We start from the raw sequence: 17,300 nt of genomic DNA, 5'->3' as shown, positions 1-17,300 counted from the left end.
CATAGTGAGGTTCGGATGGTGTTCGGTTTAACGTGGAATTTTTCGGCTAATTGTTCAGTAGTAAGCATGGTGTTAACCCCTAATTGAATATGATTTAAATTCATTCGGGGTTAATGATGACGGCGGGTATTACAGGGCTTGGGACAAAAGAGTTTCAGTAGCCGTTCGGCTTGTCTCTATCTGCCCGTTTTCGCAGTCGTTCAATTCCTTGTGGTGTATTCGGCGTGGCACCGTCAGCAGTCCAACTTTCAGGCCAAGGGATAGCCCCATCATCAGGCATCAGTGAAGGAAACCTCGCGTCTTGCATTTCAGCATCGTAAGTCAACGCGTTTGTTGCTTCACGAACAGAAACTAGACCAAGGCCATCCTTCTCAGCTTCCATCAAGAGCCGATAGGCGTGTACCAGATTGATTAAGTAATTGATAATTTCTTTATCCGCCCGCCCTTCTTTTCTTTGGCCGTGCTTGCGCTTTCGCTGAAAGAAAAACAACGACAGAATCAACTTCTGTGTAATCTCCCCACAACGGTAAATTCGCCGTTCCAAGCGCAACGCATCCCAAGCATGATGCCAGTTTTCAGGCATATAGCGCATTTCCCCCGACGACAGTTCGAGCGTTATTCCCCTATCCGGTGAAATCTCAATATTGGATGCGACAAAACGACGATCAGAAACCTGATTCTCTGACGCATAGCTTTCAAGCGCACCATAAAGTGCATCGTCTGCGGGGATAAGCACTCGCAATGTTTCACGGGCCTGCTCATTGTCAATGGTAATGAGGGTGAGATTAACCACAGTCACCCCCGCATCCCTTTAAACCGGTTCACCGCTGTTTCCATTAGGTCTGTCGCCCGCCGGTGCGCTTCCAGGGCTTCTCGCATACCCGCCAGCGAGCCAGAAACATAAAGCGGGTCATATTTTAATTCTTCTTGAATATCACCGTCTGAAAGCATCATCACACATAGAGCACCAAGCCTGCCGGATCGCGTATCCTCTAAAGACCGTTCAAGCTGGCGGGCTTCCTGCTCAGTGATAACACCGGTAACTGCTACGTTGTTTTGATTCATAGTCATCATCTCCTAAGGTCCCGACTATCGGGCTTCCAGTTACACCGCACGTAGACGCTTGCCTATCACCGGTGCTTCAAAAGTGATTCCGGCCTGCTCCAGAATCCAGACTTCTATTTTCTCGTGCCATTGTCGCAACAGATCAAGCGGGCGCTGGCGGTAGTGCTTCTCTACGGTGGCGCTAGGCTTGTGCCCTTGGATTTGTGCGACGATACCGGCGGGCACTTCTACCCATTCCGAAAGAGTCCCGAATGACCGCCTCAGGCCGTGCAGGGTCAACCCTTCTATTCCGGCGATTGTTAGCGCCCTCTGGTGTTGTGAACGCGGCTCTACTAAGTGCCCACGCTTTGCAGTGGGACTTGAGAATACCCATTCATTCCGGAGCGGTAGTGAGTCAATCAGAAAGGCCACGTAAGACGTCAGGGGTATAACGCGCTGCCCTTCTACTTTGTCCCGAATAGAAAGGCTCTCCCACCGAAAATCAACGTCTGACCAACGCAGGGTTGCCAGTTCGCCACGCCTTGCACCGGTGAGCATCAGGATTTGAAGGTAAGCAGAAATAACGGAGTTGTGGATTTGCTGGACACCGTTGAACCAGGCGGGCAACTGTTCGCGCTGCAAGCAATCAGCTTTTACGCCTTTGCGGGGTAACGTCTGTTTTGCAATTCGTTTTGAACAGGACTCGGGGCTACATAAGCCTTGATAGCGGGGATTATCGTCGCACCAGTTCAGGAAGGCGCGAAATAGAGCAAACGCCAATCGAGCGCGGGTAGGTCGGGTTTCAACTTCCTTTGCCAGCCACGGTCCCACGGTGCCCGCGCTTATATCCGCCAGCTTCATTTTCATTAGTGGGGCTAATGCACCGGGCTGTGTCTTTCCCGTTCCACGCTGGCGGGGTAAACCACCGGCCTGACTTATCTTATGGTGATCCTTCAGGTGAAGCTCACTCCACCGGGGTTTGCGTGACTCGATATATTCAGCCCAGGCATCAGCGACGATGACATCAGCTCGCTTAGATTCGCTCTGTTCCTGCTTCAGGTCATCAAGGCGCTGTTTCTTTTCAAGACGGGGATCAATCCCTTGATCTAGCATTGTACCGAGCCTACGGGCTTCCGCGCGGGCCTCATCAATGCCCCATGTACGAATGTCACCAATGGTTAGCCGGATTGCCTTTTTATCAACCCGCCCCTGATAGATGAAAGCCTTTGCTTTGACGGTGGCACGAACGCCCAAACCTGGCACCGTAGAATCCCAAAGAAAGCATTGCTTGGTATCAGTGGGGCACTTGAAGCCCTCAATTCTTCCAGCCGTCAGATTAACTCGCACCGTGAACCCTTCCCTAAAAATGTAAGCGCCGTGTAAGCACTATGTAAGCAGATTTAGAGAATACCGGTCTATTTGGGTCAATGTAAAGACTTACTTTTATTGTCAACTATTAGTTTAATATCATGCATTTAGTTGTTTTTATTGAGTTCAGATCAATGCCGAAAAATGCCCACATTTAAGGATTGAAAATCCTCGTGTCGGTGGTTCGATTCCGCCTCCGGGCACCACTATTTAACGATTTAGCCCGCCTAACAGCGGGCTTTTTCGTTTCTGAGCTACGCCCAACAACCCGCCCAGCCTTCTGCAGCCCGTCTAAATAAGCTACTCTAAAGCCATAAAACCGCGGAAAACCATACGGTTGAAAACGGGATGTATAGGCGGCGAGCACATGGATAAGAAAAAGCTCACAGAGCGGGATATCTGTACCAAGTTCATCAACCCGGCCCTGGAACAAGCCGGCTGGAATATGTTGAGCCAAGCGCGAGAAGAGGTGTCATTTACCGCTGGCCGCATCATCGTGCGGGGCCGCTTGCACACCCGGGGCAAACGCCGCCGCGCGGATTACGTTCTCAGCTACAAGAAGAACCTGCCCATTGCCATCATCGAGGCCAAGGACAATAACCACAACCTCGGCGACGGCATGCAGCAAGGGCTGGCTTACAGCGATGCGCTAGGCGCACCTTTCGTGTTCAGCAGCAACGGCGACGGCTTTCTGTTCCACGACCGCACCGGGCTATTCGGCCAGACCGAAACCACCCTGCAACTGAGCGAGTTCCCTTCGCCCAAAACGCTCTGGAATCTGTATTGCCAGTACAAAGGCATTAGCAGCCAAGCACGAAAAATCGTTGAGCAGCCCTACTACGATGACGGCAGCGGACGCACACCTCGTTACTACCAAACCGTGGCGGTTAACCGCACCATCGAAGCCGTTGCCAAAGGCCAGAACCGTATTCTGCTGGTAATGGCCACGGGCACCGGCAAAACCTTCACTGCTTTCCAGATCATCTGGCGGCTTTGGAAGGCAAAACAAAAGAAGCGCATCCTGTTTCTGGCTGACCGCAACATTCTGGTAGACCAGACCAAGAACAACGACTTCAAACCCTTCGGCCAGGCGATGACCAAGGTCACCAACCGCACGGTAGACCCGTCTTACGAGATTTACCTGTCTCTTTACCAAGCAGTAACCGGCAGCGAAGAAGAACAGAACATTTACAAACAGTTCTCACCGGACTTTTTCGATCTTATCGTCATCGACGAGTGCCATCGCGGCAGCGCCTCGGTGGATTCCGCCTGGCGCCAGATTCTTGATTACTTCTCAACGGCCACCCACGTCGGCCTGACCGCCACGCCAAAAGAAACCAAAGAAGTCTCCAACATCGATTATTTCGGCGAGCCGGTATACACCTATTCGCTCAAGCAAGGCATCGAAGACGGCTTTCTGGCCCCTTACAAAGTGGTACGGGTAGACCTGGACAAAGACCTGCAAGGCTGGCGCCCATCCAAAGGCCAAACCGACAAGCACGGCGAGCTGATAGAAGACCGCATTTACAACCAGAAGGATTTCGACCGCCAGCTGGTGCTGGTAAAGCGCACCGAAGTAGTCGCTGGCAAAATCACAGAATTTCTGGAAAGCTCTGACCCCTTCCAAAAAACCATCGTGTTCTGCGAAGACATCGACCACGCCGAACGCATGCGCCAAGCACTGGTGAACCTGAACCCGAAGCGGGTGCAGGAAAACCGCAAATACGTGATGCGCATTACCGGCGATGAACAGGAAGGCAAAGCCGAGCTCGACAACTTCATCAACCCGGAAGAACGCTACCCCGTTATTGCCACCACCAGCAAACTGATGACCACCGGCGTGGATGCCCAAACCTGCAAACTCATCGTGCTGGACCAGCGCATACAGTCCATGACCGAGTTCAAGCAAATCATCGGCCGCGGCACCCGCATCAACGACGACTACAACAAGCACTGGTTCACCATTCTGGACTTCAAAAAAGCCACCGAACTGTTTGCCGACCCCGATTTTGATGGCGACCCGGTAAATGTTTACCAGCCCAAAGCCGACGACCCAATTAATCCAGACGCGGATGAAGCAGACGACGGTTCAGAACCCGACGAACACCCCTGCTCTGAAGACGCCGAAGGCTATGAAGTAGACCCAGAGTCAGGTTGGGAAAACGACGACGGCAACACCTCTGGCGGTGAAGAGGAAGAAACCGGCAGGCCAAAGCGGATAAAATACGTGGTCGGTAACGTTGAAGTGGCTGTTATCGCCGAGCGAGTCCAGTACCTGGGGCCAGACGGCAAACTCATCACCGAAAGCCTGAGAGACTTCACCCGCAGCAGTACGCTTCGCTGAACGACTTTCTGCGCCGCTGGCACCAGGCCGACCGCAAGCAGGTCATTATCGACGAACTGACCGAACAGGGCGTTATCTGGGACGACCTGATAAAAGACGTCAGCAAGAAGCTGGGCGCCGAGCCAGACCCGTTCGATGTGATCTGCCACATCGTTTACGACCAGCCACCGTTCACCCGCAAAGAACGCGCGGAACAGGTACGCAAGAACAACTACTTCAGTCAATATCAAGGTGCCAGCCGCCAGGTTCTGGACGCACTGCTGCAGAAGTACACCGATACCGGCATTGAGTCTATTGAGGATGTTAAAATCCTCACCCTCGCGCCCTTCAGCCAGATTGGCGCGCCGATGGAACTGATTGATGCCTTCGGCGGCAAACCTGGCTACACCGAAGCGGTAAGAAGTCTGGAACAAGAGCTGTACCGGAAAATCGACTAACCACCAGCCTTTCATGACCCCCTAATTCTGAAATCTCAGGAACGCATTACCTATGTCTATCAGTAGCACCATAAAATCCATTCAGGACATCATGCGCAAAGACGTTGGCGTAGACGGCGATGCCCAGCGCATAGGCCAGTTGGTGTGGATGCTGTTCCTGAAGATTTTTGACGACCGCGAGCAGGAGTGGGACGTTCTCTAAGACAACTACAAATCTCCGATTCCAGAGCAACTGCGTTGGCGCAACTGGGCCGCCGACCCAGAAGGCATGACCGGCGACGACCTGAAGAACTTCATCGATAACACCCTGTTCACCGGCCTGCAAAACCTGGAGCCCACCGGCGACGATTACCGTGGCGTGGTTATCCGCAACGTGTTTGAAGACGCCTACAACTACATGAAATCCGGCCAGCTGATGCGCCAGGTGATCAACAAGTTGCAGAGCGGCGTGAATTTCAACAAGTCCGCCGAGCGTCACGAACTTGGCGATATGTACGAACAAATCCTAAAAGACCTACAAAGCGCGGGCAACGCTGGTGAATTTTATACGCCTCGCGCTGTCACCCAGTTTATGGTCAACCGCGTTGACCCGAAGCTGGACGAAAAAGTGATGGACCCCGCCTGCGGTACCGGCGGATTTCTCACCTGCACCATCGACCACAAACGCACACGCTATGTAAAAACACCGCAAGACGAGCAGACGCTGCAACGCACCATCATCGGCGTCGAGAAAAAACCCCTGCCCCACCTGCTGGCCACCACCAACCTGATACTGCACGGCATAGAAGAGCCAGACCAGATCAAACATGACAACACCCTGGCCCGCCCGCTTATCAGCTGGGGCCCGAAGGAACGGGTGGACGTCATCATCGCCAACCCGCCCTTTGGCGGCATGGAAGAAGACGGCATAGAAACCAACTTCCCCAGCGCCTTCCGTACACGGGAAACCGCCGACCTGTTCATGACCCTGTTTATCCATCTGCTACGCAACGGCGGCCGCGCTGCGGTGGTGCTACCAGACGGTTTCCTGTTCGGCGAAGGCATGAAAACCCGCCTCAAGGAAAAGCTGCTCACCGAGTGCAACCTACACACCATCGTGCGCTTGCCTAATGGCGTGTTTAGCCCTTACACCGGCATCAAAACCAATCTGCTGTTCTTCACCAAAGGCAAGCCCACCGAAAACGTGTGGTACTACGAACATCCCTACCCGGACGGCGTGAAAAACTACAACAAAACCAAGCCCATGCGGTTTGAGGAATTTCAGACGGAAATCGACTGGTGGGGCGATGAGGCTGAAGGCTTTGCCAGCCGTGAGGAAACCGAGCAGGCGTGGAAAGTGTCTATCGACGACATCAAAGCCCGTAACTACAACCTGGACATCAAGAATCCGCACCAGGGTGAGCTGATCAATCATGACCCGGACGAACTTCTCGCCAAGTACGAACAGCAGCAGGTCGAGATTCAGGGGATTCGTGGCCAGCTGCGGGATATTTTGGCCGATGCCCTAAGTGATAAGAACGCCGGAGGTGAGGCGTGAGTGCGCGGGAACTGATTACCGAGCACTTGGATTTGTGGACAAGTGCGGTAACCCAGAAATCTACCCGTGGCCGAGGAAGCAGCGGCAAGATTGAGCTGACCGGAATTAAGAGACTGCGAGAGTTGATTTTGGAGTTGGCAATTCAAGGCAAACTCGTTGAGCAAGCCCCCGATGAGGGAACCGCCTTAGAGCTTCTTGATAGTATCTGCAGTGAAAAAAATACCCAGGTAAAAGCGAAAAAGTTCAGAAATCCCAAAGAGCTTCCTAAAGTTGAAGCCCCCGAACACCCATACTCCATCCCAAAAAACTGGGAATACTGCAGATTAAACGACATCGGCATTTGGGGTGCTGGGGCTACGCCGAAGCGCGGTAACTCACAATACTACAACGGCCAAATTCCATGGTTCAAATCTGGCGAGCTTGCTGACGACTTTATCGCCGTATCGGAAGAGTCCATTACCAAATTAGCTGTTAAAGAAACGTCTGTGCGAATGAACTCACCTGGGGACGTACTAATTGCCATGTACGGCGCAACAATTGGAAAGGCATCAATCCTAGAAGTCGCTGGCACTACTAATCAGGCTGTATGTGCCTGTACTTCATGGTCAGAAATTTCCAACCGATTCTTACTGTTACTGCTTAAAACCTACCGTCCCCGGTTTATTGCTATGGGTGCGGGTGGTGCGCAGCCCAATATATCTCGAGAAAAAATTATAGGGACAGTCATAGGGCTACCGCCAGAGAGGGAACAACATCGCATCGTCCAAAAAGTCGATGAACTCATGGCCCTCTGCGACCGATTGGAGCAACAAACCAGCGACCAGCTCGAAGCCCATGAAACCCTCGTGGACACCCTGCTCGGCACCCTCACCCAATCCAAAAACGCCACCGAACTGGCCGACAACTGGGCCCGCCTCGCCGCCCACTTCGACACCCTGTTCACTACCGGACAGAGTATCGACAAGCTCAAGCAGACCATTTTGCAACTGGCGGTGATGGGGCGTTTGGTGGAGCAGGATGCTGGGGACGAGTCAACTCCCGAACTGCTTGAAAAAATTTGCCTTGAGAAGCAGCGCCGCATTCAGGCAAAGGAGATAAAACTGCCCAAGGCACTGCACCAACAGGATAGTTCAAACCTTCCCAGCATCCCTCGAAGCTGGTCATGGGTAAACCTCGGTGAATTGATCAGCCTGATGGACGCAGGGTGGAGCCCAGCGTGCCCACCTCAGCCAGCAGAGCCTGCTGCTTGGGGAGTATTGAAGACCACGGCAGTGCAAATAATGAGTTACTTGGAGCATGAGAATAAGAAGCTCCCCACCAGCAAAGCTCCAAAGAAACAGTATGAAGTACGTAGCGGAGACATTCTCATAACTCGCGCAGGCCCAAAAAATCGGGTAGGAATTTCCTGTGTAGTTAAAGAAACCCGTTCCAAGCTAATGATTTCTGACAAAATCATCCGATTTCACCTGGTTGAAGCGGGGCTTTCTGAACAGTTTGTTTGCCTTTGCCTGAATGCCGGTGAAACCTTTCGGTATCTGGAAAGCGCTAAATCGGGTATGGCGGAAAGTCAGATGAACATCTCGCAGGACAAGCTTAAAGCTGCACCGATGCCGCTTTGCCCTGCCAAAGAGCAACACCGCATCGTCCAAAAAGTCGATGAACTCATGGCCCTCTGCGACCGATTAAAGGAATGCCTGAACCAAGCCAGCAAAACCCGCTGTCAATTGGCCGAGGCGGTCGTCGAAAAAGCACTCAACTGACAAAACAGGGATGATTTCTACGTGTATGAAAAGCCATGGTTGAGCTACCCGGAACAGCTCGAACAGTTAAAGGCGAGAGGCCTTGCCGTCACGGATGAAGTGAAAGCTCTCGAGTATCTTGAACGCATCGGTTATTACCGCCTGAGCGGCTACTGGCACCCCTTTCGGGAGCGCTCCGGGCTTTTTTGTCCTATTGGCAAAGGCATTAAAAGAGGAAAGAAGACCAAGGAAACGAGCACCGTTCTGGACAGCTTCAAACCGGGCTCGTCTTTTGAAGCAGCGGTTCACCTATATGTCTTCGACAAGAGGCTGCGGCTGCTGGTTCTGGATGCGCTTGAGCGTATCGAGGTCGCACTGCGGGTGGACATTGCGCACACGCTCGGCAAGTACGAACCGTTCGCCTATTTGAAGCCAAATCTGCTTTTTGCTGGTTTTGCCGAGGAAGTTGATAGCAGAACCGGCGTACCCCGGCACGTAGATTGGATGAAAAAACAGGCCATCCAGGTTTCTCGTTCTAAAGAAGACTTCATCAGACACAACAAGAATAAATATGGCCTGCCTTTGCCCATCTGGATCGCCTGCGAGGTGTGGGACTTCAACACATTGTCAGAACTCTATGCCGGTATGCGCCCGGAAGACCAAAATGTTATTGCTGAAAAATATGGCGTTCAGAATGGCCGGACCCTGGCCTCTTGGCTGCGCAGTCTCAGCTACCTTCGCAACGTCTGCGCGCACCACAGCCGGCTCTGGAACCGCAACGTTATCGACCAGCCCCAGAAACCGCCCACAGGCATGGTCCGCGGCTTTGAGGCAGCGTGGGAACCCGGCAACGAACACACTGTTGCCCGTCCGTTCTTGCTCCTTTGTATTTGCAAAAAGCTGCTCAACGCCATCAACCCCGCTTCTAGCTGGTGGCAGCGTTTCTCTGAACTATTGGCAGAATTTCCAGAAAACGAGCAATTGGGAATTGGCTGGGGAGCGTTTGGCGTAGCGGAAGAATGGAGAAGCTGGGACTGTTTCCCGAAACGCAGGCAATAAAAAACCCCGCAGCAGTTTCACCGCCAAAGCGGATCCACAGATTGGGGCCGTGTTGGGAACGATATTAACCATGAGGGTTAAATTTCACAACCGTTGTTATACAAAAACACAAAAAATAACCCCCGCGTAAGCTCCAATCGGAACCAAGAGGCAGGGGTCGTGTTAGCCGCAATATTATTAATTGAACGCCCAACAATCAAGTGCCAACACTGAGCAATGGAGTAAACATGAAAAACGGATGGATGATTCGGGCCGGCAATAGTGGTCGCTACTTCGACGATTTCGAGGACTCAAAGTGCGTGGGGATTGGCTGGAACGACCTGGGTGACCTTCGCCAGTACACCAGCGCCGCAGCGCTGCGCGAGGCTTGTATCCATCATTTCGGAAACGCCAAGCCAGGCAGAACCGCTAATGCCGTCGCAATGATTCGCAAATTCCGTGACGACATACAACAAGGCGACCTGCTCGTCACCTATAGTCAAGAATACCGTGAATATCTGGTTGGGGAAGACCAAGGTCAGTATGAGTTTCGCTCCGAACAGGAGTTAGTGGGCGAATTTGCGAGCATTCGTAAGGTCAAATGGCGAGGGCGCGTTTCCCGAGACCAGCTCTCACAGTCAGCGCGTAATAGCTTGGGCTCCGTTCTGACGCTCTTTTCTCTATCTTCCGACGTCATCAACGAAGTAGAAGATAGACTGGCCGGAAAACCTGTTTCTGAGCACACTCCAATAGCAGATACACCCTCCGTCGAAGCTGAGTTCGATTTGCTCCGTGAGGAGGTGAGGTCAAAAGGTCATGAACTCATTAAAGACAAGATCCAAAGTCTTGATCCCGAGGAAATGGAAGAGCTTACCGCCGCCTTGCTCCGGGCCATGGGCTACCAGACTCGGGTATCGGCACGAGGCCCAGACCGAAGCGTAGATGTACTGGCATCACCAGACGGCCTAGGCCTGACTCAGCCACGAATCAAAGCCGAGGTAAAACACCGCAATGGCAGCATGGGTTCTGTACGGCATAAATTCAAATACCCAACCAACAAGCCTTATCGAAGAGAGTCACAGACAAGGCAAGAAGCGGCCAATTACTTTGCCAACCGTCCACTATGCCGAGAAAACGTTTTGATTGCAGACTCGTCTTACAGCGAGGGGGAATATCAGTGCAGCGTTACAATGTCAGCACATTAGCTGCTGGGCTGGACAAAGCTTCATGATCGGCATGATGGCCAAAGAAGCCGAAGAAAAGAACGCCAGCCACGAACAGAAAAACCGCCATACTCTGCGACTGGCATTTTGGGAACAAACATTAGAAGCTTTTGGCCGCAGTAACTGTTCGCTGTTTAACAACATCAACCCCGCCAAAGATCACTGGCTAAACGCAGGTTCGGGCATTAGCGGTATGGGTTACCAGTTGATATTCGGCAAATAGCAGCGCTTTTAGACCGGTGTTTACAGTAGTTCGCTGAAATAGCGGGAGTAGCTGTCTGGCCGGGCTCTAAGTACACGCTATACTGTGTTATTTGAGTAAAACGACAAGGAGATGTCATGACTGAACAACAAATACGGATTTTTACCTCAACCGATGGCCAAGCCCAGCTTGAAGTGGCGCTGGAACAGGAGACGGTTTGGCTTCATCAAAGCCAGATGGCAGCACTGTTCGACACCTCAGCGGATAACGTCGGTTTGCACCTGAAGAACATCTATCAAGAGGGTGAACTGAAGGAAGTTCCAACTACCGAGGATTTCTCGGTAGTTCGGCAGGAAGGCAAGCGACAGGTTCGCCGGAGCATCACACACTACAACCTGGATGCCATAATATCCGTTGGCTATAGGGTCAGCTCAAAGCGCGCTACTCAGTTCCGGCAGTGGGCCACGCAGGTACTGAAAGATCACCTGGTGCAAGGCTACACCCTGAACCAGCGCCGACTCACGGAACGCGGCATAGAGTTCGAGCAGGCCGTTAATCTGCTAAGCCGCACCCTGACTAATCAAGGCCTGGTGTCCACCGAAGGCGAAGCCGTTGCCCGGGTGATCAGTGACTACGCTCGTTCATGGAGTCTGCTACAAGGCTATGACGAACAGCAACTGGCCGAAGTAGGTATAAAGCAGCTTGATATGCAGCCACTGGAGCTGGACGAAGCGCTGAAAGCCATTGGCGAGCTGAAGCGAACACTGATTGCCAAGGGCGAAGCCACCGAACTGTTCGGCCAGCTACGCGGGGATGGCCTGACATCGGCACTTGCCACCATAGAACAGGGCTTCGGTGATGAACTCTTCTACCCGAACATCGCCACCCGTGCCGCTCACCTGCTTTACTTCGTGATTAAAAACCACCCGCTGGCCGACGGCAACAAGCGCTGCGGCTCTTTTTTGTTTTTGTGGTACCTGCGCCGCAACGCGTCCTTGCTGGCAAAGCCGGTAGAACAACTTATCAATGACAATACCCTGGTGGCGTTGGCCCTTCTGGTCGCTGAGAGCCTGCCGGATCAGAAAACCCTGATGATCCGGCTGATTGAGCATTTCATAATGCTGAAGGAGCCCGCCGGGGACTATGACTGAAGATCAGCTGGTCATAGCCAACCGTTACGGCGTGAACGACTGGCAGGTATTCAAAAGCTGGCTGTTCAGCCTGAGTTATTTGCGTAACCTCGTGGCGCACCATAGCCGTTCACGGAATCTCCGGCGTGAAAAATATCTGGAACTGTTTCCAGTTCAGCATTCATCGAAAAAATTGAATTTAAGCGGTATGGGAATTACAGATGATCGGAATCGTTTTGCCAAATCAAAAGCTCGTTTACGCTTCTAAACTTTGCGTTGCCATAACGCTACCAGGCGTTTACTGTGGCGGCGACCTGCCGGCTCGACAACTTCCCTGATCGCCGACCAAATTATTATCCGTTTTCAAAATCACACCCTGAGGTTTTCATGCTTGCTGGTTTAAGCTCTGTTTTTCGATCTGTGATGCGGCTGAGTCTGGTTTCTCAGATCGCTATCGGCATTGCTGCCGGTGTGCTTCTGGTCATGATATCGCCAGAGGCTGCGGGCTCTTTTGCGCTTCTCGGTCAGCTGTTCGTCTCGGCATTGAAAGCCGTGGCGCCTGTGTTGGTTTTTGTTCTGGTGGCTGCAGCCATTTCAGGACACAAACAGGGCCAGCCCACTCATATTCGCGGGGTGTTGATTCTTTACATAACAGGAACGCTTGCCGCAGCCGTGGTTGCAGTGGTGGCCAGCTTTCTGATGCCCACAGAGCTAACCCTGGACCTGACGGGCGTGACTGGCAATCCGCCTTCGGGTGTTGGCGAAATTCTGACAAATTTATTGCTCAGCGCCGTCGCCAATCCTGTCACAGCGCTGATGGAAGCCAACTTCATCGCCATTCTGGCATGGGCGATTGGTCTTGGTTTTATGTTGCGTAACGCCAGCGAGGCCACGCGCCAGGGCCTGAACGACCTTTCTGACGCCGTGTCCGGCATTGTTCGTGGCGTCATACGGCTTGCGCCTATAGGGATTTTCGGGCTTGTTGCCACTACGCTGGCAGAGGCAGGCCTGGGTGCTCTGCTGGAGTATGGCCAGTTGCTAGGGGTTATTGTCGGCTGCATGGTGTTTGTGGCGCTGGTAACGAATCCGCTACTGGTGTTCTGGCAGATTCGCAGCAACCCTTACCCGCTGGTGTTCGAATGCTTGCGCGGCAGCGCTATCACCGCTTTTTTTACCCGCAGCTCGGCGGCTAACATACCCGTCAATCTTGCGCTGTGTGAGCGCATGAAGCTGGATCCAGACACCTACTCAATTTCTATTCCGCTGGGCGCAACCATCAACATGGCCGGTGCCGCTATTACCATTTCGGTGATTACCCTGGCGACGGCAAATACCCTTGGCATTCCGGTTGATTTTCCCACCGCGCTGATTCTTTGCGTGGTCTCGGCCCTGGCGGCTTGCGGTGTTTCAGGCGTCGCCGGCGGCTCGTTGCTTTTAATTCCGCTGGCAACCAGTCTTTTTGGAGTGCCAATTGAAGTTGCCATGCAGGTGGTCGCTATTGGCTTCGTGATCAGCGTGGTGCAAGATTCTACTGAAACAGCCCTCAACTCCTCCACCGACGTGCTGTTCACCGCCGCAGCCTGTCGACGGGCAGAAGCACGGAAAAAAGGATGAGTTTTGAAGATTGAAGGTTGAGCGGTATCGCAAATCAGGGTGTACGACATGCTAGAAAAGTCCCAGAACCTCGTTTTTGTTGGTATGCCCGGCAGCGGTAAAAGTACGGTGGGCGTGCTGGTTGCCAAGAGGCTCGGACTGGGCTTTATCGACACCGATTTGTTGATACAGCAAGAAACCGGCCGTACGCTTCAGCAGATCGTTGACCAGGATGGATACGTTGCTTTGCGGAAGGCCGAGGAGCAGGTGCTGTTGAACTTGACTGTGCAACAGCACGTCATCAGCACCGGTGGCAGCGCCGTCTATAGTGACGCAGCCATGAGGCATCTCAAGACCGGAGGCACCGTTGTCTTCCTCAACATCTCTCTGGATACGGTGCTTGCACGGATTGGTGACTATAGCTTGCGGGGTATTTCAAAGAAGCCGGACCAATCGCTTTTAGAGCTTTATGAGGAGCGGTCCGCCCTGTATTCCCGCTATGCCGATCTGACGATTCGGGGCGATGCCCTGAACCACGATCAGGTTTGCGACGCTCTGATAACCGGCCTGGGCAGTATTAAAAACCAGGCGGCCCCAAACAAATAAGTCGCTGACGTCACGGCACCATGTCATCTGGATCAACTAACCCAAGTTCAAGCCCGACGGTGTAAAAACCGGTGACCGAAAACTCACTGATTTTGCTGGACGTGTGAGCAACCGTAATACCCTTACACAATTGCGAGCACGCGGCCTTAGTCACTTCCTGCAACAACGCAAAATCACGAAAGTAGTCTTTTAGCGGGTTTTCATCCAGCGCTTGACGCTTTTGATTCTTTCTGTTGATGCGATCATCGATCGCCCTTTCCAGACGTTCCATTGTTCCTGGCCGGCTATGGTTTAACACATCGACCAGCTGGGAATATTTAACCTCCAGGATCACATTGTCTCGGTCAGCATTGGGCGAGTGGTACTCAGCGATCTCCTCGTCCAAACAAACAAGACCGCGGGACAAACCAAATCGGGCAGCAACCAAAGGTGAAATTGCGGAAATACCCCGCTCTTCCAGCGGGTCACCTTGTGTGATGAGGAGCTTTGGCTTTTGTATCTGCTTTTGGCCCCAGTACGACAGGAGTTGTTTTGAGACCTCAGCTGCCACAAGACCGGGATCCCGTGGGTCGTAGCCACCCATTCCCTCAATCACAACAGGATGATACTGGCTGAGTGAAAACAGTAAGTCTTGTGTCAAAGTTCCTCATCCCTACTACGCAGCGCTACCTATGTCATTTGCGAAGCACTTAATTTTTAACTCACTCTCACTATCATTCCCACTCACACGCGGTAACGGCTGACCTGGTCTGACATATCTGCCGCCAGCGCCTTGAGCCGTTGTGTGACCGCTCCAGCCCTACGAGTTCCTTGGGCGGTTTGCTCTGTGATGGCCACAATCTCGTGAACATTCTGATTAATGGTCTCGGAGACGCTGGTTTGCTCCTCGGCGGCACTGGCAATCTGGATGTTCATCTCGTTGATGGTACCAACGGCCTGGTTAATTCTCTTCAGCGCTTCATTCACCTGACGGGTTTCCACCACGGTCGCTTCACTGCGCTCACTGATCGCACCAATCAGCTTCACTGCGTTGCCGGCGCCGGTTTGCAGCCGTTCAATTGTTTCCTGTATTTCCTGGGTGCTCTTTTGAGTTCGGCTGGCCAGTGTGCGAACTTCATCTGCGACTACGGCAAAGCCTCGTCCGGCTTCACCGGCGCGCGCGGCTTCTATGGCCGCATTCAGGGCCAACAGGTTGGTCTGATCGGCAATCGCACGAATCACTTCTAAAACACTGTCGACTTTACGGGAATCTGCGCCCAGTCTTTCAATAACCTTCACGCCTTCGGCGACCTGCTCTGATAAACCGCCGATTACCTCGATGGTCTGATGTACCAGGCCTTGGGCATCCACTACCTGAACGTTGGCACGGTCCGCTGCATCAGAAGCTTCGCTGGCGTTATTCGCCACTTCCTGTGCTGCCGCCGTCATCTGGTTCATGGCTGTCGCCACCTGGTCACTTTCGGATTTTTGACGCTCCACGCCCTGGGTTGACTCCTCCATTACCTGACTCAGTTCTGCAGAGGCTTCGTTCAACGTGCCGGTCGACGAGAGAACCTGCTCAACCAGTCCATGCACCTGATCCGCAAAGCTATTGAATGCGATTGCCAGCTGACTCAATTCATCTTTGCCTTCTATGTCCAGTCGACGGGTCAAGTCACCGTCGCCGCTGGCGATACCGTTCATTGCAGATACTGCGGATTTCAGTGGCCGGATAATGCTACGGACAACAACCAGAGCAAGAAGCACGATAATAGCCAGTGCAATCAGTGAGGTCGTTACTGAACCAATAACCGCGTCATCCAATGCATCGCCGACTTTGCTGTCCATGGCAGCAACCTGTTCTCCCAGACCGTCTACCCAAAACCCGGTACCAATCATGATGTTCCACTGCGGTAGCATCTCTGCGTAACCCAGTTTCGGGGCCACTTTGCCTGTGGCTTCGTTCTGCCATCCATAGGAAACGTAGCCACCGCCGTCAGAAGCCACTTTTACCAGTTCGCGGATCAGGTAGGTGCCATTAGGGTCCTGAAAGTTCCACAGATTCTTGCCTTCCAGCGCCGGCTTTACGCCATGCATGACGCTCACGCCACTGGTGTCGTAGGCAAAAATGTAACCAGGGCTTCCGGAGTCATTGAATCTCAGCTGACGCAGTATTTCCCAGGCTTGCTCACGCACGTCAGGGTCTTCAGCGGAACCGGGCTGATTATAAAGATGGGCAATTGAGGTGCGTGCCAGCTCGATATAGTTTTTCAATTCCTGACGCTTGCTTAGCTCCATATCGGAGGAAAAACCCGCCACCGCGCCGTCGCCAATATCCCTGGCCTGATTCAGATTATAAGTGGTCAAAAACGCGGTAAGTACGATTACAGGCAGAAGTGCGAGCAACAGCACACGCGTCTGAATGGTCAGATTTTTCATCGCTGGTAGGTCTTTTGTGTGTGTCAGGGAATAGGCGGAAACTCCCGCCCGCGGTATTGCACCGCAATGGTACCGAATAACCCCCTGAATTATCACTGAGGACACTTCGCGTTTTGTATAGAAATTGTACCTGGGAAAACCGGAACACGGCAAACCAGACAAGCTTTATTGTTCAACGGGCTCCACTACCACAATAATGCGCCTGACCATGCCTTTATTGATTCTTACCGGCAGATAACGCGCGCTCAGCCAAACACCCTGCCCGCTTGCGTCAAGATTCAGAAATCGCCCGTTTTGTGCAACGCCAATAACCAGGCTTCGCCAGAACACAATGTATTCTTCGCTACGGGTATAGGCGCTCTCGCAAAGCACTCGGTGATGCTTCCCGGTTAACTCTTCAGCCTTGTATCCGAGCAGCGCAAGGAATGCGTCGCTGGCCCGGTCAATCAGGCCATCCGGGGTAAGCACCAGAACGGCCGAGGATTCTTCAACGGCTTGGAAATCCGCCTCCAGCTCGATAATTCGCTTTTCGGCCGCCTCAAGTTTGTCGAGAGCAGCCTTCAGTTCTTGTTTTTTCTTACCAAAAAATACCATCAGATAGCCTCTTCGTGCAAAAGGAGA

The 17,300-nt window shown here is 52.8% G+C and carries 14 protein-coding genes and 2 pseudogenes; 10 read left to right on the top strand and 6 right to left on the bottom strand.

Annotation, left to right across the window (positions count from 1 at the left end; all coding sequences use genetic code 11):
- Window positions 1-154 precede the first annotated feature (154 nt).
- The 3 genes from ATI45_RS18665 to ATI45_RS18655 are packed head-to-tail and all read right to left on the bottom strand — an operon-like array spanning window position 155 to window position 2,391.
- Entirely contained in the window at window positions 155-799 is a 645-nt protein-coding gene (locus ATI45_RS18665; protein ID WP_098421108.1) for a hypothetical protein, read from the bottom strand.
- Entirely contained in the window at window positions 796-1,065 is a 270-nt protein-coding gene (locus tag ATI45_RS18660; RefSeq protein ID WP_098421107.1) for a hypothetical protein, read from the bottom strand. The genes ATI45_RS18665 and ATI45_RS18660 overlap by 4 nt, the downstream gene beginning before the upstream one ends.
- Before the next feature lie 39 nt (window positions 1,066-1,104).
- Window positions 1,105-2,391 carry a tyrosine-type recombinase/integrase gene (locus tag ATI45_RS18655; protein WP_098421106.1) on the bottom strand — a complete coding sequence of 429 codons (1,287 nt, stop codon included), beginning with the start codon at window positions 2,389-2,391 and terminating at the stop codon, window positions 1,105-1,107.
- A 388-nt stretch (window positions 2,392-2,779) separates the two neighbouring features.
- Between ATI45_RS18655 and hsdR the strand changes: the two are divergent.
- The 10 genes and pseudogenes from hsdR (at window position 2,780) to ATI45_RS18605 (ending at window position 14,261) form a co-directional block, all read left to right on the top strand.
- A pseudogene (gene hsdR / locus ATI45_RS18650) lies at window positions 2,780-5,193 on the top strand (EcoAI/FtnUII family type I restriction enzme subunit R).
- Between the two features lie 52 nt (window positions 5,194-5,245).
- Window positions 5,246-6,730 (top strand): annotated as a pseudogene (locus ATI45_RS18645) (N-6 DNA methylase).
- On the top strand, window positions 6,727-8,490 hold the full coding sequence (locus tag ATI45_RS18640) for a restriction endonuclease subunit S (RefSeq protein WP_098421105.1): 1,764 nt from the start codon (window positions 6,727-6,729) through the stop codon (window positions 8,488-8,490). The pseudogene ATI45_RS18645 and the gene ATI45_RS18640 overlap by 4 nt, the downstream one beginning before the upstream one ends.
- 21 nt (window positions 8,491-8,511) lie before the next feature.
- Complete coding sequence (locus ATI45_RS18635) at window positions 8,512-9,528, top strand: Abi family protein (RefSeq protein WP_098421104.1); 1,017 nt, start codon at window positions 8,512-8,514, stop codon at window positions 9,526-9,528.
- A 227-nt stretch (window positions 9,529-9,755) separates the two neighbouring features.
- Window positions 9,756-10,712, top strand: coding sequence for a restriction endonuclease (locus tag ATI45_RS18630; protein WP_098421103.1), 957 nt, complete (start codon window positions 9,756-9,758; stop codon window positions 10,710-10,712).
- Between the two features lie 22 nt (window positions 10,713-10,734).
- Window positions 10,735-10,953 (top strand): DUF4268 domain-containing protein, encoded by a 219-nt coding sequence (locus ATI45_RS18625; RefSeq protein WP_143751186.1) that lies wholly within the window; start codon window positions 10,735-10,737, stop codon window positions 10,951-10,953.
- Between the two features lie 116 nt (window positions 10,954-11,069).
- A complete protein-coding gene (gene rhuM, locus ATI45_RS18620) occupies window positions 11,070-12,083 on the top strand; it encodes a virulence protein RhuM/Fic/DOC family protein (protein ID WP_098421102.1) in 1,014 nt (337 codons plus the stop codon).
- Window positions 12,076-12,330: an Abi family protein gene (locus tag ATI45_RS18615; protein WP_098421101.1), complete on the top strand. Its 255-nt coding sequence runs from the start codon at window positions 12,076-12,078 to the stop codon at window positions 12,328-12,330. Before rhuM ends, ATI45_RS18615 begins: the two co-directional genes overlap by 8 nt.
- Before the next feature lie 119 nt (window positions 12,331-12,449).
- The gene (gene sstT, locus ATI45_RS18610) at window positions 12,450-13,676 is read left to right on the top strand and encodes a serine/threonine transporter SstT (protein ID WP_098421815.1); all 1,227 of its coding nucleotides are present in this window, start codon (window positions 12,450-12,452) and stop codon (window positions 13,674-13,676) included.
- A gap of 48 nt (window positions 13,677-13,724) precedes the next feature.
- A complete protein-coding gene (locus tag ATI45_RS18605) occupies window positions 13,725-14,261 on the top strand; it encodes a shikimate kinase (RefSeq protein WP_098421100.1) in 537 nt (178 codons plus the stop codon).
- Between the two features lie 10 nt (window positions 14,262-14,271).
- Here the strand turns inward: ATI45_RS18605 and ATI45_RS18600 are convergent, their stop codons facing one another.
- The 3 genes from ATI45_RS18600 to ATI45_RS18590 form a co-directional block, all read right to left on the bottom strand.
- Entirely contained in the window at window positions 14,272-14,901 is a 630-nt protein-coding gene (locus tag ATI45_RS18600; RefSeq protein WP_098421099.1) for a shikimate kinase, read from the bottom strand.
- 83 nt (window positions 14,902-14,984) lie between these two features.
- A complete protein-coding gene (locus tag ATI45_RS18595) occupies window positions 14,985-16,679 on the bottom strand; it encodes a methyl-accepting chemotaxis protein (RefSeq protein ID WP_098421098.1) in 1,695 nt (564 codons plus the stop codon).
- A gap of 165 nt (window positions 16,680-16,844) precedes the next feature.
- Entirely contained in the window at window positions 16,845-17,273 is a 429-nt protein-coding gene (locus ATI45_RS18590; RefSeq protein ID WP_098421097.1) for a PAS domain-containing protein, read from the bottom strand.
- Window positions 17,274-17,300 lie beyond the last annotated feature (27 nt).

Origin of the sequence: Marinobacter sp. LV10MA510-1, from assembly GCF_002563885.1 — a bacterium.
Lineage (GTDB): Bacteria > Pseudomonadota > Gammaproteobacteria > Pseudomonadales > Oleiphilaceae > Marinobacter.
This window is presented reverse-complemented; position numbering and strand designations above follow the sequence as displayed.